20 protein-coding genes and 1 pseudogene are annotated in these 19,420 nt (G+C 68.2%); 12 read left to right on the forward strand and 9 right to left on the reverse strand.

Annotation, left to right across the window (positions count from 1 at the left end; translation table 11 throughout):
- Positions 1-507 (forward strand): cupin domain-containing protein, encoded by a 507-nt coding sequence (locus AWC31_RS28685; RefSeq protein ID WP_084356601.1) that lies wholly within the window; start codon positions 1-3, stop codon positions 505-507.
- A 4-nt stretch (positions 508-511) separates the two neighbouring features.
- On the opposite strand, the gene AWC31_RS28690 is transcribed toward AWC31_RS28685, so the two are convergent.
- Entirely contained in the window at positions 512-1,090 is a 579-nt protein-coding gene (locus AWC31_RS28690) for a hypothetical protein (RefSeq protein ID WP_085147686.1), read from the reverse strand.
- Between the two features lie 246 nt (positions 1,091-1,336).
- Between AWC31_RS28690 and AWC31_RS28695 the strand changes: the two genes are divergently transcribed.
- On the forward strand, positions 1,337-3,043 hold the full coding sequence (locus AWC31_RS28695; RefSeq protein WP_067849343.1) for a DEAD/DEAH box helicase: 1,707 nt from the start codon (positions 1,337-1,339) through the stop codon (positions 3,041-3,043).
- Here AWC31_RS28695 and AWC31_RS28700 read toward each other — a convergent pair.
- Genes AWC31_RS28700 through AWC31_RS28710 form a run of 3 tightly spaced genes read right to left on the reverse strand, consistent with a single transcriptional unit; the run spans position 3,040 to position 5,880 of the window.
- Positions 3,040-3,855: an HAD-IIA family hydrolase gene (locus AWC31_RS28700; protein WP_085147687.1), complete on the reverse strand. Its 816-nt coding sequence runs from the start codon at positions 3,853-3,855 to the stop codon at positions 3,040-3,042. The two genes, AWC31_RS28695 and AWC31_RS28700, sit on opposite strands and share 4 nt — an antisense overlap.
- Before the next feature lie 25 nt (positions 3,856-3,880).
- Entirely contained in the window at positions 3,881-5,293 is a 1,413-nt protein-coding gene (locus AWC31_RS28705; RefSeq protein WP_085147829.1) for a PH domain-containing protein, read from the reverse strand.
- A 47-nt stretch (positions 5,294-5,340) separates the two neighbouring features.
- On the reverse strand, positions 5,341-5,880 hold the full coding sequence (locus tag AWC31_RS28710) for a PH domain-containing protein (protein ID WP_110775311.1): 540 nt from the start codon (positions 5,878-5,880) through the stop codon (positions 5,341-5,343).
- A 37-nt stretch (positions 5,881-5,917) separates the two neighbouring features.
- Between AWC31_RS28710 and AWC31_RS28715 the strand changes: the two genes are divergently transcribed.
- The 5 genes from AWC31_RS28715 to AWC31_RS28735 are packed head-to-tail and all read left to right on the forward strand — an operon-like array spanning position 5,918 to position 11,848.
- Positions 5,918-6,841, forward strand: coding sequence for an SDR family NAD(P)-dependent oxidoreductase (locus tag AWC31_RS28715; RefSeq protein WP_085147688.1), 924 nt, complete (start codon positions 5,918-5,920; stop codon positions 6,839-6,841).
- Between the two features lie 2 nt (positions 6,842-6,843).
- Positions 6,844-8,031, forward strand: coding sequence for a molybdopterin molybdotransferase MoeA (gene moeA, locus AWC31_RS28720; RefSeq protein WP_085147689.1), 1,188 nt, complete (start codon positions 6,844-6,846; stop codon positions 8,029-8,031).
- A 35-nt stretch (positions 8,032-8,066) separates the two neighbouring features.
- On the forward strand, positions 8,067-8,765 hold the full coding sequence (locus tag AWC31_RS28725; protein ID WP_067849356.1) for a phosphatidylserine decarboxylase: 699 nt from the start codon (positions 8,067-8,069) through the stop codon (positions 8,763-8,765).
- Positions 8,766-8,778: 13 nt separating this feature from the next.
- On the forward strand, positions 8,779-9,630 hold the full coding sequence (gene pssA, locus AWC31_RS28730; RefSeq protein WP_085147691.1) for a CDP-diacylglycerol--serine O-phosphatidyltransferase: 852 nt from the start codon (positions 8,779-8,781) through the stop codon (positions 9,628-9,630).
- Positions 9,631-9,640: 10 nt separating this feature from the next.
- Positions 9,641-11,848, forward strand: a complete 2,208-nt coding sequence (locus AWC31_RS28735; protein ID WP_085147832.1) for an AAA family ATPase — start codon at positions 9,641-9,643, stop codon at positions 11,846-11,848.
- A gap of 91 nt (positions 11,849-11,939) precedes the next feature.
- On the opposite strand, the gene AWC31_RS37990 is transcribed toward AWC31_RS28735, so the two are convergent.
- Together AWC31_RS37990 and AWC31_RS37995 are read right to left on the reverse strand one after the other, a co-directional pair.
- A complete protein-coding gene (locus AWC31_RS37990) occupies positions 11,940-12,386 on the reverse strand; it encodes an SRPBCC family protein (protein ID WP_234817033.1) in 447 nt (148 codons plus the stop codon).
- Positions 12,381-12,956, reverse strand: a pseudogene (locus AWC31_RS37995) (TetR/AcrR family transcriptional regulator); the annotation flags it as partial. The gene AWC31_RS37990 and the pseudogene AWC31_RS37995, both read right to left, overlap by 6 nt.
- A 21-nt stretch (positions 12,957-12,977) precedes the next feature.
- Here AWC31_RS37995 and AWC31_RS28745 point away from each other — a divergent pair.
- From AWC31_RS28745 to AWC31_RS28755, 3 genes are read left to right on the forward strand one after another with little or no spacing between them, the layout of a single operon-like run.
- On the forward strand, positions 12,978-13,367 hold the full coding sequence (locus AWC31_RS28745) for a hypothetical protein (RefSeq protein ID WP_085147695.1): 390 nt from the start codon (positions 12,978-12,980) through the stop codon (positions 13,365-13,367).
- Between the two features lie 2 nt (positions 13,368-13,369).
- Positions 13,370-13,858 (forward strand): hypothetical protein, encoded by a 489-nt coding sequence (locus tag AWC31_RS28750; protein ID WP_085147833.1) that lies wholly within the window; start codon positions 13,370-13,372, stop codon positions 13,856-13,858.
- 58 nt (positions 13,859-13,916) lie between these two features.
- A complete protein-coding gene (locus tag AWC31_RS28755) occupies positions 13,917-14,354 on the forward strand; it encodes a DUF1707 domain-containing protein (RefSeq protein WP_085147697.1) in 438 nt (145 codons plus the stop codon).
- On the opposite strand, the gene AWC31_RS28760 is transcribed toward AWC31_RS28755, so the two are convergent.
- A complete protein-coding gene (locus AWC31_RS28760; protein WP_067849371.1) occupies positions 14,321-14,968 on the reverse strand; it encodes a response regulator in 648 nt (215 codons plus the stop codon). The two genes, AWC31_RS28755 and AWC31_RS28760, sit on opposite strands and share 34 nt — an antisense overlap.
- Positions 14,969-15,937 (reverse strand): sensor histidine kinase, encoded by a 969-nt coding sequence (locus tag AWC31_RS28765; protein WP_085147835.1) that lies wholly within the window; start codon positions 15,935-15,937, stop codon positions 14,969-14,971.
- A gap of 200 nt (positions 15,938-16,137) precedes the next feature.
- Between AWC31_RS28765 and AWC31_RS28770 the strand changes: the two genes are divergently transcribed.
- Both AWC31_RS28770 and AWC31_RS28775 read left to right on the forward strand, forming a co-directional pair.
- Positions 16,138-16,632, forward strand: a complete 495-nt coding sequence (locus AWC31_RS28770; protein WP_234817027.1) for a CBS domain-containing protein — start codon at positions 16,138-16,140, stop codon at positions 16,630-16,632.
- A 12-nt stretch (positions 16,633-16,644) separates the two neighbouring features.
- Positions 16,645-17,931 (forward strand): ArsB/NhaD family transporter, encoded by a 1,287-nt coding sequence (locus tag AWC31_RS28775; RefSeq protein ID WP_085147701.1) that lies wholly within the window; start codon positions 16,645-16,647, stop codon positions 17,929-17,931.
- Here the strand turns inward: AWC31_RS28775 and AWC31_RS28780 are convergent.
- Complete coding sequence (locus AWC31_RS28780) at positions 17,922-19,340, reverse strand: FAD-dependent monooxygenase (protein WP_110775312.1); 1,419 nt, start codon at positions 19,338-19,340, stop codon at positions 17,922-17,924. The two genes, AWC31_RS28775 and AWC31_RS28780, sit on opposite strands and share 10 nt — an antisense overlap.
- Positions 19,341-19,420: the final 80 nt, after the last annotated feature.

Below are 19,420 nucleotides of genomic sequence, written 5' to 3' on the forward strand. Positions count from 1 at the left end.
GTGTCACTCTGGGACCCCAGGAATGTGCCGCCCTATCCCCCCGCTCGCTACACCAAAGACGAGCCGGAGGTCAGCGCCCGGTTGCGGCGCGCCGACGAGCCCGCCGACTACGACTCGTTCGGCCTCGTGAAGTACCACTACCTGGCCAACCAACAGCAGACCGATGGCGATTACGGCTTGTACCGCGTCGACATCAGCCCGCAGGGCGGCGGCCCCGGGCCCCATTTCCACCGGGCCATGTCGGAGGCGTTCTTCGTGCTGTCCGGCACGGTGAAGCTATACGACGGCAATGACTGGATGGACGGCAACCAAGGCGATTTCCTCTATGTCCCGCCCGGCGGCATCCACGGGTTCCGCAACGAGGCCGACGCGCCGACGTCGCTGTTGATGCTGTTTGCTCCGGGCGCCCCGCGCGAGGCCTACTTCGAGGGTTTCGCCCAGCTCGCCGATCTCACCGACGAAGAACGCGCCGAGTGGTTCATCAAGCACGACAACTACTTCGTGTGACGGCCTAGTGCCCGCGGGACAACACGAACAACTCGACCTGCCCGCCGCTTTGCACCACCAGGACGGTCTCGGTGTCCGGCGGCGTCCCGTGGTAGTGGTCGGCCAACACGTCGACACCGTCGAGTGTCCGGGTGGTCACTGCGAGTTCGGTGCCCGCACCGCACGTGAAGACAGGCGCCTCAAGGAAATCCGCACGCACGATCTCATCGGTGCACGCCGCGGTACGCAACTTCGGAAAGTCGGGATTCGCTTCGGCGAGCAGCTTCACGGCATCCGCGAACGGCACGTCGATCGAATACCTGCCCGCGTAGTCGTCGGCGCCGACGAACTGATTCAGCTCGGTCATCTCGATGAAGTCGAAGCCGTCGGGTATCGCGATCCCGCGGTCCCGCATCGCCGCGGCCGCTGCCGTTTCGTCGATGGGGTGCAGGCCGAGATCGTCGCTGTCGAAAGCGCGATCCAGCGCGTACTTGAAGACGACGAACCCTGTTGCGATGAGCACGACGCCGGCCGCGAGCATGGCGCCAAACACGATGAGCAACACCCGTAACCCGTTGGATCTGCTCGTGGCGTTCCAGCTCATCGTCCGAGCCTAATCAGCCGGTTCGGCGGTGAACCGCAGCAATTTCACAGCGGCGGACCGACCGCCGCGTGTTTGCCGAGGATCACGAAGACACCCGCCATCCGGAAGTTGACACACGCGGCCCGTTGTGCCGTCGATGAACGTCGGACCGAACGCACCCGAGCGACACGCCCGGCCCACTCGCGGGAAGATGCGCCGACGTAACGCGCTGGCCTAGACTGCATCTCGACTGAGAGGAGTCCTCGGGTGCGGGCTGACGCAGCGCCCAGCACCCAGGCATTGCGGGGCTGGCAGCGCAAGGCGCTGGTGAAGTATTTGACCACCAAGCCTCGTGATTATCTGCTGGTCGCTACCCCTGGCGCGGGTAAGACGACGTTTGCGCTGCGCATCGCCGCAGAGCTGCTGGCCGACCGTACGGTCGACGCGATCACCGTGGTGGTGCCCACCGAGCACCTCAAGATCCAGTGGGCGCAATCGGCGGCGCGCAACGGTATCGCGCTCGACCCGAAGTTCAGCAACTCCGATTCCCAGACGTCGTCGGAGTACCACGGCGTCGTCGTCACCTACGCCCAGGTGGCCAGCCACCCCACCCGGCACCGGGTGCGCACGGAGAACCGCAGGACCCTCGTGATCTTCGACGAGATCCACCACGGCGGTGACTCGAAGAGCTGGGGCGAGGCGATGCGCGAGGCGTACGACGACGCGACGCGGCGCCTCGCCCTGACGGGTACGCCGTTCCGCAGCGACGACAGCCCGATCCCGTTCGTCAAGTACGAGCCCGACGAGAGCGGATTCCAGCGTTCGCAGGCCGATCACGTGTACGGCTACTCCGATGCGCTGGCCGACGGCGTGGTCCGGCCCGTGGTGTTCCTGGCCTACTCCGGCGAGGCCCGCTGGCGCGACAGCGCCGGCGAGGAGCACGCGGCGCGGCTCGGCGAACCACTGACGGCCGAGCAGACCGCCCGCGCGTGGCGCACCGCGCTCAACCCGGCAGGCGAGTGGATGCCCGCGGTGATCGCGGCCGCCGACAAGCGGTTGCAGCAGAAGCGCCAGCACGTGCCCGACGCCGGCGGCATGATCATCGCGACCAACCAGACCACCGCGCGGGCCTACGCCGATCTGCTCACCAAGATCACCGGCGAGGTGCCCACCGTGGTGCTCTCCGACGATCCGAGCGCATCGGACCGCATCAGCCAGTACTCGGCGTCGACGAGCCGGTGGCTGGTCGCGGTGCGCATGGTGTCCGAGGGCGTCGACGTCCCTCGGCTCTCGGTCGGGGTGTACGCGACGAGTGCTTCGACGCCGCTGTTTTTCGCGCAGGCCATCGGCCGGTTCGTGCGCTCGCGCCGCCCCGGCGAGACCGCCAGCATCTTCCTGCCGTCGGTGCCCAACCTGCTGCTGCTCGCCAGTGAGATGGAGGCGCAGCGCAACCACGTGCTCGGCAAGCCGCACCGCGAATCCAACGGACTCGACGACGAGGCGCTCGAAGCCGCCGAGAAGCGCAAGGACGAGAAGAGCGAACTCGAGAACGGTTTCGAGTACCTCGGCGCGGACGCCGAACTCGACCAGGTCATCTTCGACGGCGCCTCGTTCGGCACCGCAACCCCGGCAGGCAGCGACGAGGAGGCCGACTACCTCGGCATCCCGGGCCTGCTCGATGCCGAGCAGATGCGAGACCTGTTGCGCCGCAGGCAAGATGAGCAACTCACCAAGCGCTCGGCCGAAGCGGCGGCCTCGGGTGGCCCGCCGCCGCCGCGCACGACGCACGGGCAGCTGCGCGAACTGCGCCGCGAGCTCAACGCTTTGGTGACCATCGCCCACCACCGCACGGGCAAGCCGCACGGCTGGATCCACAACGAGTTGCGGCGTATCTGCGGCGGCCCGCCGGTGGCTGCGGCGACGACCGACCAACTCAAGGACCGCATCCAAGCGGTCCGGACCCTGCAGGCCTAAAGGCCCAACAGCTCGGGAAGATCGGCGACCGAGTCGATGACGAAGTTGGGCTGCATCGCGAATTCATCTGCGGCCCAACGGTCCAGCGTGCTCTGACGGAACTTGCCGGTCCGCACCAGCACACCGGTCATGCCGACCACCTGAGCGGCGAGCACGTCGTTGTTGAGATCGTCGCCGATCATGTACATCTCGTCCGGGTCGACGCCGAGACGGTTGGCGGCCGCGACGAAGCCTTCGGGCGCCGGTTTGCCGACGGCGGTCGCCTTGCGACCCGAGGTTTCCTCCATGCCGATGAGGTACATGCCGGTGTCGACCCGAAGCCCGTCGGTGGTGTTCCACGCCGTACTGCGGTGCATCGCCACCACCGGGACACCTTGTGCCATCCAGTCGTACACCCAACTCAATGTGAGGTGGCTGTACTCGGGTCCGGCCCCGCCGAGCAGCACGACGTCGGGTGTGTCCGGGGCTCGCGGTCCGGTGAAATCGCTCGAATACACGACGTCGACGCCGGGCATGTCCTCGCCGATCTGCCCGCTGTTGACGAGGAAGCACCGCGCATCCGGATAGCGGTCGCGCACATATTCGGCCGTGAGCACCGCGGCGGTGATGACCTCATCGGCCGCCACCGCCATACCCGCCGCCGTGAGCAACTCGGCGATCTGTGCGCGCGTGCGAGTCGTCGTGTTGGTCAGGTAGGACCGGGCAATCTGGTTGTCTTCCAGCACTCGCAGCGTTTCAGCCGCACCGTCGATGGGCTGCCAGGAGGTCACCAGCACACCATCGATGTCGAACAGCACCCCACCGATAGCCATGCAGCGACAGTAAACGCCTGAAGGTTCAGCGCAACTCGGACCCCACCCCATCGGCCCACTGGTTGTCGGCGACCCACGGGGACGCGGCAGCGACGATCGACCAGGCCTGGGCGGCAGGCACGTCGATCACCTGGTAGTGCTTGTCCCCCGCCGCGGTCGCCGCGATGAGCGTGGCCACGCCGGCGCGCCGCTGTAGCAGCGTCTGGCGCACCGTCCAGCCGATGATGCCCGCGGTTTGCAGGCAGTCGCGGCGGCGTTCGAGGCTGCCGTTGCGGGCCACGAGCCAGCCGGCGTCGACGCGGTGCCCCAGCGACCGGGCCCGGTCCGCGGCCAGCAGTGCGGCCGCAAGCGCGACCACGGCCCACAGCACCCACGCCCACACGGGCGCTCTCACCACCGCGAGCGGCACGAGCGCGAACGCAGGCCACATGAGCGCCCTGGTCCACCGCCGCCGTGTGGCCGCGGGCCCGTGCGTGCGGAGCGGGCCGGTCACGGCGTCGGGCTGCTCAATGAGGTCGGCGAGCACCGTCGTTGCGGTGGCGGACGGACATGGCGGAAGCAGCAGTGACGCCTCGCCCTCGCCGCCGACCCCGGTCATCACCGCGTCCAGCCGGGCCCCGCCGAACAACCGTACGAGCAGCGGCTCACGCAGGGAGCCGCCCCGCAGCCGCCGCATGTCGTAGGTGTGTTCGCGAACCCGAAGGAGCCCGTGCTGCAGATGGAGCACGTCGGAATCTCTTCGTAGGACCAGGTTTCCGTACGTGACCAGCGACCGCAGCACCGACAGCACGACGGACAGGACCAGCACGGCGAGCACGATGAACGTCACGCTGACGAACACGCCCATCCGCTCGGCGAAGGCCAGCCCGGACCGGGCGAGCTGCGAATTGCCCAGCAGCGCACCGGCTCCGGCTTGGTACACCAAGCCGACGGCGGCGGCGATCATCGCGAGCCCGGTGAAACTCAGCGGGCTGTAGCGCAACCAGGCCGGCTGCCAGCGCGCCAGCACCCGGCCGGGCGGGGTGTCCGCGACCGGCACCGCGTCGGCCAGCAGAATCGCCCGCAATCGCGGCACCTGCTCGGCCTGGACCGCGTCGAGTGCGAATTCGGCATCCCCCTTGGCTTCCTGGCCGGTGCTGATCCGCAACACCGTCAACCCGAGCGCCCGGTGCAGCAACCGCGCATCGGTCGACACCGATCGAATCCGGTTGCGCGGCACCGACAGAACCTTGCGTTGCAACACCCCGGTGCGTAGCTGAACCTCGGTGGGCTCGATGCGGTACGTGGTGGTGAACCACCGCGCCAACCCGAACGCGACGGTCAATGCGATCGCGGCGACCGTCCACAACGGATTGCCGGTCGCCGAGCCGAGCACCACCGACCCGACCAGCAGCGGGATCTGTTGCAGCACCTCGTGGACCGGGTGCACGAACAGCATGCGCGGGCTCAGCCGCTGCCATTGCGGCGAAACAGCAGGCACCTCGGTCACGTCGCGTCCTGTTCACCGATCGCGGCGATGTCGGTCAGCTGTGCCACCACGCGGTCGGCGACGTCGGCATCCAGCGCGACGATGCGGACCGCACCGGCCGACGATGCCGTCGTCACCGTCACGTTGGCCAGACCGAACAGCCGGTCCAGCGGACCGCGATAGGTGTCGACGGTCTGCACGCGTGAGATCGGGGCGATGCGCCGCTCCTGCACGAGCCAGCCGGTGCGGGTGTACACCGCAGGTGTCGCGCTGCCGACGCTGATATCCCACCGGTGCACGCGGTACCGCCACATCGGGACCACCACGACGAACAGCACGATGCCCAGCACCGTGACGGCCGCGGCGAGTGCGTGCAGCCACAGCATCCGCCGGTCGACGACGACCCACACGAGTTGTGCGAGCACCAGCAGCGCCCATGGGATGGCCGCGCCTAGCGCCCACACCAACGGCGCCTTACGGCTCGGTGGATGCGCGGGATCGAGAAGGGTCAATCCCGAAGCGGTGCCACCTGAAAGCTCCTCACGTCCGCCGTCCATGATTCGAGCATGCCCGACGAACCGTAGAGTTCGAACCATGAGCGCCGACACGAAATGGACCGAGGCCGACGTCCCCGATCAAACCGGCCGGATCGCCATCGTCACCGGATCCAACACCGGGCTGGGTTATGAGACGGCCCGGGCACTGGCCGCCAAGGGTGCACACGTGGTCATCGCGGTGCGCAACCTGGACAAAGGCCGCGAAGCCGTCGATCGCATGCGTGTCGCCGCACCGAAGGCCGACCTGAAATTGCAGGCGCTCGACGTGGGCTCGCTGGATTCGGTCCGCACCGCGGCCGATGAACTGCGGAGCGCCTACCCGCGCATCGACCTGCTGATCAACAACGCCGGCGTGATGTACCCGCCCAAGCAGACCACGGTCGACGGCTTCGAGCTCCAGTTCGGCACCAATCACCTCGGACCGTTCACGCTCACCGGGCTGCTCCTCGATCATCTGCTGCCGGTCGAGGGGTCACGCGTCGTGGCGGTCGCCAGCATCGCCCACCGCATCCAGGCCAAGATCCACTTCGACGATCTGCAGTGGGAACGCGGTTATAACCGCGTCGCCGCCTACGGGCAGTCCAAACTGTCCAACCTGCTGTTCACCTACGAGTTGCAGCGCCGCCTCGCCGCGGCCGGCAAACCGACGATCGCGGTGGCCGCCCACCCGGGCATCTCGAACACCGAACTGATGCGCCACATCCCCGGTTCGACACTGCCCGGGTTCAACCAGCTGGCGGGCCTGGTGACCAACAGCCCCGCGATGGGTGCACTCGCCACACTGCGGGCGGCGACCGAGCCCGGCGTGCGGGGCGGCCAGTACTACGGCCCGGATGGCTTCCGCGAATTGCGCGGCTATCCCAAACTCGTGAATTCCAGTAGTCAGTCCCATGATTCGGACCTCCAGCGGCGGCTGTGGTCGGTGTCGGAGGAACTGACCGGCGTCACTTACCCGGTGTAGCCATGCGGACCGTCGAAGAACACCAGACCGTCGTGGCCGGGCTGATCAAATCCCGTGCGCCACAACAGTTGCCACTATCCGACACCCTGGGCCTCGTGTTGGCCGCCGATGTCGTCGCGCCGTTGTCGCTACCCGGCTTCGACAACTCCGCGATGGACGGCTATGCCGTCGTCGCCGAGGATGTGGCAGGTGCGACCGCAGACGCCCCGGTGCGATTGCCGGTCGCCGAGGACATCCCGGCCGGACGCACGGACCCGTTGACGCTGAAACCCGGTACCGCGCACCGCATCATGACGGGCGCGCCACTACCGACGGGCGCCACCGCGGTGGTGCCGGTCGAGGCCACCGACGCAGCCACCGACACCGTGGCCATCCGCGCGGCGGCCAAGCCCGGCCAGCACATCCGGCGGGCCGGCGAGGACGTCACCGCGGGCACCGCCGTGCTGCACACCGGCCAGGTCGTCACCCCGGCCGCGCTGGGACTGGCCGCCGCACTCGGGCTGGCGGAGCTGACCGTGCTTCCGCGCCAACGCGTGCTCGTGATGTCGACCGGCACCGAGCTGGTGGCGCCCGGTTCGCCGCTGCAGCCGGGGCAGATCTACGAGTCGAATGCGGTGATGCTGTCAGCGGCGATCCGCGACGCCGGGGCGGAGGTGCTGGCCGCCCCGATGTCGGGTGACGACGTGGACACGTTCCGCGCCATCCTGGCCGAGCATGCCCGCGACGCCGATCTGATCATCACCACCGGCGGTGTGAGTGCGGGCGCCTATGAGGTGGTCAAGGATTCACTGGCCGATCAGGTCGAGTTCGTCAAGGTCGCGATGCAGCCCGGCATGCCGCAAGGGTCGGGCACGGTCGACGGCGTCCCGATCGTGACGTTGCCCGGCAACCCGGTGAGTGCGCTCGTGTCCTTCGAGGTGTTCGTCCGGGAACCGTTGCGGGCCGCGATGGGACACCGGGGGCCGGGCCGGCCGCGGCGTACCGCGGTGCTGACCGAGAACCTGACCTCGCCGCGCGGTAAACGGCAGTTCCGCCGCGGTGTGCTGTCCGGCGACACCGTGACCAGCTACGGCCCACCTGCCTCACATCATCTGCGGTGGTTGGCGTCGGCGAACTGTCTGCTGGAGATTGACGAGGACGTCACCGAACTGGCGGCCGGGTCGCCCGTCGCGGTGTGGGACCTGAGCTAGCGAATCCGACCCGGCACGCACGTAGAATCCAGCCGATGGCCAGACGCCCCGACCTCCAATCCGGTCCAGAACGCCTCGCGGCGCTGGTGCGCTCCAGCATTCCGCCGATGCACTCCGCGGGCCTGCCCTTCGTCGGCGCGAGCCTCGCCGTCGCCGCCCTCGGCCGTAACCGCCGCTGGGTGCGACGCGCGGGACTGCTCGCCGCGGGCGCCAACGCCGCGTTCTTCCGGCACCCGCCGCGCGTGCCACCGACCCGCCCGGGTGTGGTGGTGGCGCCGGCCGACGGCCTGGTGTGCCTCATCCAGGACGCCGTCCCGCCCGCCGAACTGGGGCTGCCCGACACGCCCATGCAGCGGGTCAGCATCTTCCTGTCGGTGCTCGACGCGCACGTGCAGCGTGCGCCGATCGGCGGTGAGGTGGTCGCCGTCCAGCATCGGCCCGGCCGGTTCCACTCGGCCGAGTTGGAGGCGGCCAGCGAGGACAACGAGCGCAACAGCGTCGTCATCCGCACCCCGGAAGGCGTGCACGTGATCGCGGTGCAGATCGCCGGGCTCGTCGCGCGCCGCATCGTGTGCGACGCGCACGTCGGCGACAAGCTCGACATCGGCCAGACCTACGGACTCATCCGGTACGGCTCGCGCCTCGACACTTACCTGCCCGCCGGTTCGCGGCTGATGGTCTCGCGGGGCCAGCGGGCGCTCGCCGGCGAAACCGTGCTGGCGGAGTTGGCGTGAGCGCGGGGTTGTCATGATCAAAGCGCGGATCCGGCCCCCGTCCTTCACGGTGCGGATGCTGCCGAGCGCGATGACGGTCGCCGCCATCTGCCTCGGACTCACCGCGGTGAAGATGGCGCTCGACGACCGGCCGACGGAAGCCATGGCGTTCCTCGCCATCGCGGCGATCCTCGATGCGCTCGACGGCCGCGTGGCCCGCATGCTCAAGGCCACGTCCAAGATGGGCGAGGAGATCGACTCGCTGGCCGACGCGGTGAATTTCGGTGTGGCACCGGCATTCATCATCTACGGGACTTTGCTGTCGCAATCGCGGGTCGGCTGGATCGTGGTGCTGCTCTACGCGGTGTGCATCGTGTTGCGGTTGGCCCGATTCAACGCGCTGCTCGACGTGGATCAGCCCGCGTACGAGAAGGAGTACTTCGTCGGCATGCCGGCACCGGCCGGTGCGATCGGGGCGATCGGACCGCTGGCGGCCAAGATGCAGTTCGGCGACGGCTGGTGGACCTCGGAATGGGCGGTCTCGCTCTGGATGATCGGCGTATCGCTCTTGGTGGTCAGCCGAATCCCGATGCGCAAGATCCATACGTTCGCGGTGCCGCCGAACATGGTCGCTCCGCTGCTGGTCCTGGTGGCCATCGGCGTCGCGGCCTCGGTGTTCTACGGCTACATCGTGATCATGGTGATCATCGTGGCCTACGTGATCCACATACCGTTCGCGGTCCGCACGAAGCACTGGGTGGCCAACCATCCGGAATCCTGGGATGAGCAGCCGCGCCAGCGCCGCGCCGCGCGCCGCGCGATCCGCCGCGCGCAACCGCACCGGCGTTCGGTAGCCCGCCTTGGACTGCGCAAGCCGGGTCGCTGACGTGACGCAGATGGAAGACGCGGGTGGCGACGTGGCCCTGAGCCACCTGCGACTGACCGCACGGCTCAACACCTCCGCGCTCGACTCGCGCCGTGGCGTCGTCCGGCTGCACCCCGAAGTCCTTGCCGCGCTGGGCATCCGGGAATGGGACGCGGTGTCGCTGACCGGCTCGCGCACCACCGCGGCCGTCGTCGGCATCGCACCCGCCGGCACACCGGCCGGTACGGCCCTGCTCGACGATGTCACGTTGTCCAACGCGGGATTGCGCGAGAACGCCACGGTGATCGTCGCACCGGTGACGGTGTACGGCGCCCGCGCCGTCACCGTGTCGGGGTCGAGACTGGCCACCGATTCGATCTCGTCGGCCACCCTGCGCCAGGCGCTGCTCGGCAAGGTCATGACGGTCGGCGACACCGTATCGCTGCTGCCGCGCGATCTCGGCCCGGGAACGTCGACCTCCGCTGCGACCAGTGCACTGGCGTCGTCGGTGGGCATCACGTGGACGTCGGAGTTGCTGACCGTGACCGGGGTCGATCCCGCCGGGCCGGTGAGCGTGCAACCCAATTCGGTGGTGTCGTGGGGCTCGGGCGTCGAACCGGCCGAACCGGTGCCGGGCACCCAGCACACGGTCAGCGCCACACGCGACGAACCCGCCGTGAGCTTCGACGACCTCAAGGGCATGCACACCCAGGCGGGCAAGCTCACCGAATGGCTCAAGCTCTCCCTCGATGAACCTGAACTGCTCAGAACCCTCGGTGCGACCGCCAGTCTCGGCGTCCTGGTCTCCGGCCCGGCCGGAGTCGGCAAGGCCACCATGGTGCGCGCGGTGTGCGCGTCGCGCCGCCTCGTCGAGCTCGACGGCCCCGAAGTCGGCGCACTGCATGTCGAGGACCGCCTCGGCAAGGTGTCGGCCGCCGTGCAGACCGTCAAGAACGGTGGCGGCGTTCTGCTGATCACCGATGTCGACGCGTTGCTGCCTGCCGGTGCCGGCGATCGCCAGCCCGATCCGGTCGCGACGCTGATCCTCGCCGAGCTGCGTGATGCGGTCGCGACTCCCGGCGTCGCGTTCATCGCGACCTCCGCGGTGCCGGAGGGGGTCGACCCCCGGCTGCGCAACCCCGACCTGTGCGACCGCGAACTCGGGTTGAGCCTGCCCGACGGCGCGACGCGCAAGGCGCTGCTGGAGGTGCTGCTGCGCGACGTTCCGACCACCGATCTGAATCTCGACGAAATCGCCGACCGCACACCCGGATTCGTGGTGGCCGACCTGTGTGCGGTGGTTCGCGAAGGCGCGCTTCGGGCCGCCGCGCGGGCCAGCGCCGACGGTGCCGAGCCGGTGCTGCGTCAGGAGGATCTGACCGGAGCCCTCACAGTCATCCGGCCGCTGTCGCGTTCGGCGTCCGAAGAGGTCTCGGTCGGTTCGGTGACGCTCGACGATGTCGGTGACATGGTGGAGACCAAGCAGGCGCTCACCGAGGCCGTGCTCTGGCCGCTGCAGCACCCCGACACGTTCGCCCGGCTGGGCATACAGCCGCCCCGCGGCGTGCTGTTGTACGGCCCGCCCGGCTGCGGCAAGACCTTTGTGGTGCGGGCCTTGGCCAGTTCGGGCCGGCTCTCGGTGCATGCGGTCAAAGGCGCTGAGCTGATGGACAAATGGGTCGGCTCGTCGGAGAAGGCCGTCCGTGAACTGTTTGGGCGGGCCCGGGATTCGGCGCCGTCGCTGGTGTTCCTCGACGAGATCGACGCGCTGGCGCCCCGGCGCGGGCAGAGTTTCGACTCCGGGGCGACCGATCGCGTGGTGGCCGCGCTGCTGACCGAGCTCGACGGCATCGAACCGCTGCGCGACGTCGTCGTCCTCGGCGCCACCAACCGGCCCGACCTCATCGATCCGGCACTGCTGCGGCCCGGCCGGCTGGAACGCCTGGTGTTCGTCGAACCGCCCGACGCCGAGGCTCGTCGCGAGATCCTGCGCACGGCAGGCAAATCCATACCCCTGGCCGACGACGTCGACCTCGACAGCTTGGCCGGCGAATTGGACGGCTACAGCGCCGCCGATTGCGTGGCACTGTTGCGCGAAGCGGCCTTGACGGCCATGCGCCGCTCGATCGACGCGGCCGACGTCACCGCGGCCGATGTCGCGAAGGCCCGCGAAACCGTCCGCCCGTCGCTGGATCCCGTACAGGTGGATTCACTGCGGGAGTTCGCGGCCGGGCGCTAGGTTCTTCCGCCCAAACCGACGAATGGGTCGAGAAATCGTTGGTGAATCGACCATTTCGTCGGCTTCGACGCGGTTTTCACCCGCGCGACAGTCAACGTCCCTCTGCTATCGCGGCCAGCCGGTCGATCGAGCTCTGCAATTTCTCAGCCGTGGTGGCGCGAGCCCGCACCAGGCGCTTCTCATCGGTCAGCTGCGACCAGTCGTAGGTGTGGGTGACCAAGGTGCGCCCGGCGTCGAGCGGCGCGAGCTCCCACCGCCACAGATGCCCCGGCGGCTCAGCGCCCGGTTCGGATGGGCGCCAGGCGATCCGGCGGCCCTCCTCGAATTCCACGACATGGTTCTCTCTCGCGCTGCCCTGCGTGATGTTCATGGTGAAGACGTCACCGACCGCATGTACGCGCTGCCCGGCCGGCGCATCGGCCAGGTTGTCGTTGCCGTCCCAGCGCGGCTGCTGCGCCGGATCGGCGATCAACTCGAAGATGGCGCCGGCGGGGGCGGCGATCTCACGGCTTGCGGTGACGATTGTGTTCACGCTCAAGAGCTTACGGACCGCGTCGGCCAGATCCTCTTCCAACCAGGCCGGCAGTTCGGCGTCGTGAGCGTGCCTGCGTACGACGGCATACGGCAGGTCGACGACCGCGCGCGCCATGGCGTCCATGGTCCGCGGCCCGTCGTCGCCGTATATGCCCCGGGCCAGCTCGCGTAACCGCTCGATGAGTGGCGCGTTCATCGCCGCGAGCCTGGCCTGGAAGTCGGCGTCGGGTTCGCCGTCGAGCAGATCGGCGGGCCGGATGGTGAGCAGCAGCCGCGCATCGTCGGGCACGTCGCGGGCGAACCGCACGGCGGCGACCGCCATAGACACCGCCGATTCCAGCGCAGGCTCCGATGCGCCTGCCATGGCCCGCGACTGGAACCGCTCGAGCGACCGCAGCCAGGCGGCCGTCAGGATTCCGTTGCGATTGCCGAATCGGTGGTACAGCGTCCCCGCCGGGGCGCCGCTGACCTTGGCGATCGCCGCGACGCTCGCGGCGCGCGGGCCGTCGGCGAGTACCAGCGCGCGCGCCGCGTCGAGGATCACATCGGTTTCATGCTTCCGCGGAGGTGCCACGATCTAGTACGGTCCTTCTATATGGAGCGTTTACCCTATATCGATGAGCATGCCATAACCGTCGAGGCCGACGTCGCCACGACATGGGCCGCCGTCCTCCGCACGTTGTGCGATGACCCGGCCGATCCCCGTCCCCCGTACGGCTTCGCGATCGGCGAATGCCGCCCGCGCGAGCGTCTCGCACTGAGGGGGCGCCATCCGTTCTCGGTCTACAAGTGGGTGTTCGAACTCGACGCCCTCGGCCCGCACCGCACCCGCGTGCGCTCGCAGACCTGGGCGGCATTCCCGGGTTTGCACGGCAAGGTCTACCGCGCGCTGGTGATCAGCTCGGGCGGCCATCGTGTGGCGGTGCACTGGACACTCAAACGCATTGCGGGACAGCTGCGTCCACGTCCGGAGGTGATGGCGTGATCATGAACTGGGGCGCGACAGCGGACGAGCGGGCCGCCCCCCTGCCGTGCGACGCGCTCGCCCCCACCGCGCGCACCCGCGCGGACCGGGCGATCACCGTTCACGCACCTACATCCATCGTGTTCGCCTGGCTGTGCCAACTAAGGGCCGCGCCCTACAGCTACGACCTGCTCGACAACTTCGGTCGGCGCAGTCCGCGCACACGCGATCCGGAACTGACCCGACTCGCGGCCGGCCAGCGGTTCATGGGCACATTCGAGCTGCACACGTTCGCCGTCGATCAGCACATCACCCTGCGAGCAGGCCGGGTCGCCGTCACATATGCGGTGCGCGCGGTCGACGCCGGAAGCCGCCTGCACGTTCGCGTGCTGTTCGACGGTCCCCGACCGATCGGCTGGGCACTTGCCGTCGGCGATCTGGTGATGATGCGCAAACAGCTGCTCACGCTGCGTGAACTCGCGGAACACGAGGCCGCGACAATCGGATCTTGACGGTGACAAGTTCGGGTGCGATAGTGAACTTGTCACTGCCTAGTTAAAGGGAGTCGAGATGCCTGCCACCGTTGAGACCACTCGCGTCGGCGATCCCGAACGTGAGAAGACCGCCAACGCACTGGGTCAAGCGCTCACGCAGGGGTACCTGACGATGGCCGAGTACGAGGTCCGACTGGACGCCGCCTTCCACGCTCAGACCAGCGGCGAACTACAGCAGCTCCTGGCCGATCTGCCCGTCGCGCAATTGCGCCGCAACGACCCGCGCCGCCGCGAAGCCCAACTCCGAGCCGCGCGCCTGAGCGTCCGCATCCACGCCGGCATCTATCTCGCGGTCTCGGTGCTGATGATCGGCATCTGGCTCGCCGTCGGCCTCGGCGGTGGCGGCTGGTACTTCTGGCCGGTCTGGCCGATCATGGGCTGGGGCATCGGTGTTGCCTCCCATGCCATTCCGATCTGGACTCACGGCTCGATCAAACCCGCCCGAATCGCGTAGCGGGTCAACGCCAATCGGTCCCGCAGACCCAACTTCGACAGGATGTTGGTGCGGTGCCGGTCGACGGTTTTCGCGCTGATGGTCAGCGTCGCGGCGATCTCGCGCGTCGAATAACCCTCGGCGATGAGCTTGAGCACCTCTTCCTCGCGTGGCGTCAGGATGTTGTCGGGCATCTCCCCGCCCTGCCGCGCCCGGTGCAGGTAGTCGCGGATCAGCGCCGTGATGGCGCCCGCATACAGGAACGGTTCACCGCGCAGCGTCGCCCGGCACGCCTCCAGCAGGTCCCGGTCCGCCACTGATTTCAACACGTAACCCGAGGCGCCCGCTTTGAGTGCCTCGAAGAAGTACTGCTCGTTGTCGTACATCGACAGGATGAGGATGCGCACGTGCGGATGCGACCGGTTGATCTCACGTGCGGCCTGCAGACCGGTCATCCTCGGCATCGCGATGTCGAGGATCGCCAGGTCTGCGGGCGTCCGGTCCAGCGCCGACAATGCCTCATACCCGTCGGCCGCCTCGGCGACGACGTGCAGATCGGGTTCGGCGTCGATGATCATCCGCAGCCCGGCGCGCACGAGCGCGTGGTCATCCGCGAGCAGGATCTTTGCCGACATTCAGCCACCCCGCAGCGGGATCACGAGGCGCACCTCGGTGCCGCCGCCCTCGGGTGAGGTGATCGCGAGCTCGGCGTTCACGAGCAGCGCCCGTTCCCGCATGCCGTTGATGCCTGCCCCTTCCACCGCGACGCCGCCACGACCGTCGTCGGCGATCCGCAGCGTGAGTTCGTTCGCCGACGTGTGCAGGTCCAACCACACCTTGCGGGCACCGGCGTGCCGTGCGACGTTCGTCAGGCTCTCCTGCGCGATCCGGTAGCACACCAACTCGATATCCGGCTTCAGCCGATCTAGTTGCGGTGCAATGTGTTTCACCACGGCGATGCCGGAGGCTTGCGCGAAGTCGGTGCAGAGCGCGTTGAGCGCACTGTGCAGGCCGAGATCCTCCAGAGCATCGGGCCGCAACCGGCGGGCGATGCCGCGCACCTCGTCGAGGCTCGCACGCACGATTTCCTGGGCGTCGGCCAACTCGCCGCGGATCGACTCCGGCGCCCGGTCGACGGCACGCTTGAGGGTCAGCAATGCGACGGTCAACGTCTGGCCGATCTCGTCGTGCAGTTCCCGCGCGATGCGCTGGCGTTCGTTCTCCTGCGCGGCCAGTGCCGACGCGCTCGCGGTGGTGCGCTCGGTCTCGAGCCGGTCCAGCATGGTGTTGAACGACGCGATGAGGTGGTGCAGGTCGCCCGTGCCGCGGTCGTCGACCCGGTCGCTGCGCTTGGGCGGATCGACTCGCCGCATGGAAGCGGCGAGCCGATCCAGTGGGGCAAGACTCGATCGCAGAAGCAACGCGTTCGCCGTCAAGATAATCGCCAAACCCACGACCAAAACTGGGATTTCGGTGAGTTTTATCCGTGAACTCACGCTCGCCGGTGAGAGCGCCAAGATCAATGTGCCCAGCGTGAAAATCAGGCCGTTGATCAGGAACACCCGCCGGAACAGCGCGGCCGCCGGGGTGCGCGCCGGTTTCACCACACCAGCGTGGCCTGCGACGACAGCGTTTGTCCATACAGGCAACAGCCCCCGCGGAATGGGTGTCAGCCCCGATGGTCCCTGACCTGTCTGGCTCACACACTGGCTGCACCTGTTTTGGAGGTAGCCGCGATGCGCATCGACCGGCGCGCTGCCGAGATTCTGCACAGCCGTCCCGAACTGATCGGAGAACGAGGACGATGACAATCACCGCCCCTGCCCAAGGGAACCAGGACATGCAAGCTCACGAGATCGCCGTCCACCCGCCGACCGTGCGTATCGACGACCCCGTGTCCAAAGCCGTGCAGTTGATGGTCGTCAACCGGTTGCCCGGTCTGGTCGTGGTCGACGACGACGACCGGCCCGTCGCGGTGCTGCCGGGAACGCAGGTGCTCCGGCTGACGATTCCCGAGTCCTACCGAGACGACCCGGCATTGGTTCGCACGGTGGACGAGATCCACGCCGACCTCTTCTGGCACGGGCCCGGCAAGCTCACCGTCGGTGACTGCCTGCCCACCCCGGTCGCCAAACCGGCGACCGTGGCTCCCGACGCGACGCTGCTGGAGGTCGCGACGGTGATGGCCAACAAACGCAGCCCGCTCATCGCAGTCGTCGACCGCAGTGGCCGGCTCACCGGAGCCGTCACGCTGGAACGACTGCTCACCAGTCTCGCGGTGGCCGGCCCCAGCGACTGATCGCCTCCGCCCGTGCTCGCACCGGTACTGGCGCTGACGATCTTCGTCGTCGCCTTCTGGTTCATCGCGACCGAGCGGGCCGACAAGGTCAAAACCGTCCTCATCGCCGCCGGCCTGATGGCGTTGCTCGGCCTCATTCCCGGCGAAAAGGTGTTCTACTCCGAACACGAGGGCATCGACTGGAACGTCATCTTCCTGCTGCTCGGGATGATGGTCATCGTCGGCGTCATCAAACAGACCGGACTGTTCGACTTTCTCGCCATCTGGGCGGCCAAACGCTCGCGCGGCAAACCGTTCCGGCTCATGGTCATGCTGATGCTGATCACCGCGATCGCCTCGCCGGTGCTCGACAACGTCACCATCATCCTGCTTATCGCGCCGGTCACGCTCGTGATCTGCGACCGGCTGCGGATCGCGCCGCAGCCCTACCTGATCGCCGAGGTGCTGGCCTCCAACATCGGCGGCGCGGCCACGCTCATCGGTGATCCGCCCAACATCATCATCGGTAGCCGCGCGGGCCTGACCTTCAACGACTTCCTCGTCCACATGGCCCCCGCGGTCGTCATCATCTTCGCGTTGTTCGTGGTGTTCACCCGGGTGCTGTTCCGCAAGGATCTGCGCGGCGACGACGTCCACATCGATGACGTGATGGCACTGCAGGAGCGCCGGGCGATCAAGGACACCCGCCTGCTGGTCCGGTCCCTGGTGGTGCTCAACGTCGTGATCATCGGGTTCGCGCTGCATTCGGTGCTGCATGTGGCGCCGTCGATCGTGGCGTTGCTGGGTGCGGGCGCGATGCTGCTGGTCACCGATGTCGACGTCGCCGAGATCCTGCCCGAGGTCGAGTGGCCGACGTTGGTGTTCTTCATGGGTCTGTTCGTGATGGTCGCCGGGCTTGTGCATACGGGCGTGATCGGTGCGCTGGGCTCGGTCGCGGAGTCCGGGTTCGGGGACAACTGGTTCGGCGCGGCGACGGCACTGTTGTTCGGTTCGGCGGTGTTCGGCGCGTTCGTCGACAACATCCCCTACACCGCGACGATGACGCCCGTGGTGGAAGGGATGGTCGCGCAGGCTCCCGACGCCGGAACCGGCCAGGCCCTGTGGTGGGCGTTCGCATTGGGGGCCTGCTTCTCCGGAAACGGGACCGCGATCGCGGCGAGCGCGAACGTCGTGGCCATCGGCATCGCGAAACGCGCCGGCCACCCGATCAGCTTCTGGCGGTTCACCCGCTACGGCATCGTCGTGACGCTGCTCAGCACGGCCTTGGCGTGGGGGTACGTGTGGCTGCGCTACTTCTGAGTCCAATGCGCGATCGCCGCACGGACCTCATCGACGTGCGGCAACCGTTCACTGGCCCACGCCACATAGCCGTCCGGCCGCACCAGCACCGCGTCGGGCAGTTCGGGCCGGTTGTCGATCGCGTGGATGACGTCGTCATCGCCGATATCGACGGGCTCCGCGGTGACGAGCACGAACTTGCCCGCCCGCAGCAATTCGTAGAGCCGCGTGCCACCACAGTCCACGTCGGCCATGCGGCGACCCACCAGCCAGTCCTCGTCCTTCGACCGCGGGTACGCGATGCCGATACCGCTGAGCCGCTCGGCCAGCAAGTGTCGCGTCCGCGGGATGCGCAACACCGTGCCGAGCACCAGCACCCGCAGCCGACGCGTGGCCGCCGAGCTCAAGACCACCTGATTGAACGCATCGGTGAGCCGCAACACTGCAGCCCCGACCGGATGACGCTCGCGTTCGTAACTGTCGAGCAGCCACGGCGGCGCCTGCCCGCGTACCGCTGCCGCGAGTTTCCAGCCCAGGTTGATAGCGTCGCCGAGCCCGGTGTTCATGCCCTGCCCGCCGAGCGGGGAGTGCACGTGCGCCGCATCGCCGGCCAAAAACACCCGGCCCGATCGATAGTGGCGAGCCTGCTTTCGTTCGCTGAGGAACCGCGAGCTCCATCGCATCTCGCTCATGCCGAAGTCCTGGCCTGCGATGCGCTGAAACGCATCGCGTATCTCGTCGAGCGTCACCGGTTCGCTCAACGGCGCCTGCTCGCGCAGCCGGTCCCACGCGATGGCACGGAACCAGCCGTCGCCGAACGGGACGAACAGCACGACACCTTCCGTGTCGGTGCGGGCGAACAACGTCTCCTCCGGCGGGGACGACAACCGGACGTCGGCGAGCAGGATGTGCGTCTCATACTGTTTGCCAACGAAGTCGATCCCCACCGCCTGCCGCACTTTGCTGTGGGCGCCGTCGCAACCCACCACGTACGCGGCGTCGAGGCTCTGCCCGCCGGCCAGGTCGACCGTCACCGAGTCGGCGTCCTGGCGCAGGCCCACCACTTCCGCCCCGCGCCGCACCTCGACGCCGAGTTCGATGGCGCGCTCCTCCAGCAGATGCTCGGTACCGCTCTGCGGAACGATCAGCACCATCCCGAACCGCGTCGGCAACTCGCTCAGGTTCAGCGTCGCCCCACCCGGCGGGGCGACCTCGCGTACCGGGAGCCCGCGGCTGAGCAGTTCGTCGGCCAGCCCGCGCCCGTCGAGGAGTTCGAGGGTCCGCGCGTGCACGGCGAAAGCCCGCGTGATGTTGGGCGCCGACGTGCGTTCCTCCAGCACCGTCACCTTCGCGCCGCCCAGCGCGAGCTCGCACGCCAGCATCAAACCGGTGGGCCCGGCCCCGACCACAAGAACCTCGTTAATTGCCAAGAGAATTCACCCCTTCGCCGCGCGACGGCTCTGCACGCTGATGCTAGCCACAACTGCGCACGTAGAATGGACAAAAGTCA

It is taken from the genome of Mycolicibacterium wolinskyi (assembly GCF_002101965.1).
Lineage (GTDB): Bacteria > Actinomycetota > Actinomycetes > Mycobacteriales > Mycobacteriaceae > Mycobacterium > Mycobacterium wolinskyi.

Coding starts and splice junctions, on each gene's coding strand:
- AWC31_RS28690 (WP_085147686.1), bottom strand. CDS start 1,090: ATGAGCTGGAACGCCACGAGCAGATCCAACGGGTTACGGGTGTTGCTC.
- AWC31_RS28700 (WP_085147687.1), bottom strand. CDS start 3,855: ATGGCTATCGGTGGGGTGCTGTTCGACATCGATGGTGTGCTGGTGACC.
- AWC31_RS28705 (WP_085147829.1), bottom strand. CDS start 5,293: ATGCTGTTCGTGCACCCGGTCCACGAGGTGCTGCAACAGATCCCGCTG.
- AWC31_RS28710 (WP_110775311.1), bottom strand. CDS start 5,880: ATGGACGGCGGACGTGAGGAGCTTTCAGGTGGCACCGCTTCGGGATTG.
- AWC31_RS28715 (WP_085147688.1), top strand. CDS start 5,918: ATGAGCGCCGACACGAAATGGACCGAGGCCGACGTCCCCGATCAAACC.
- moeA (WP_085147689.1), top strand. CDS start 6,844: ATGCGGACCGTCGAAGAACACCAGACCGTCGTGGCCGGGCTGATCAAA.
- AWC31_RS28725 (WP_067849356.1), top strand. CDS start 8,067: ATGGCCAGACGCCCCGACCTCCAATCCGGTCCAGAACGCCTCGCGGCG.
- pssA (WP_085147691.1), top strand. CDS start 8,779: ATGATCAAAGCGCGGATCCGGCCCCCGTCCTTCACGGTGCGGATGCTG.
- AWC31_RS28735 (WP_085147832.1), top strand. CDS start 9,641: ATGGAAGACGCGGGTGGCGACGTGGCCCTGAGCCACCTGCGACTGACC.
- AWC31_RS28745 (WP_085147695.1), top strand. CDS start 12,978: ATGGAGCGTTTACCCTATATCGATGAGCATGCCATAACCGTCGAGGCC.
- AWC31_RS28750 (WP_085147833.1), top strand. CDS start 13,370: ATGAACTGGGGCGCGACAGCGGACGAGCGGGCCGCCCCCCTGCCGTGC.
- AWC31_RS28755 (WP_085147697.1), top strand. CDS start 13,917: ATGCCTGCCACCGTTGAGACCACTCGCGTCGGCGATCCCGAACGTGAG.
- AWC31_RS28760 (WP_067849371.1), bottom strand. CDS start 14,968: ATGTCGGCAAAGATCCTGCTCGCGGATGACCACGCGCTCGTGCGCGCC.
- AWC31_RS28770 (WP_234817027.1), top strand. CDS start 16,138: ATGACAATCACCGCCCCTGCCCAAGGGAACCAGGACATGCAAGCTCAC.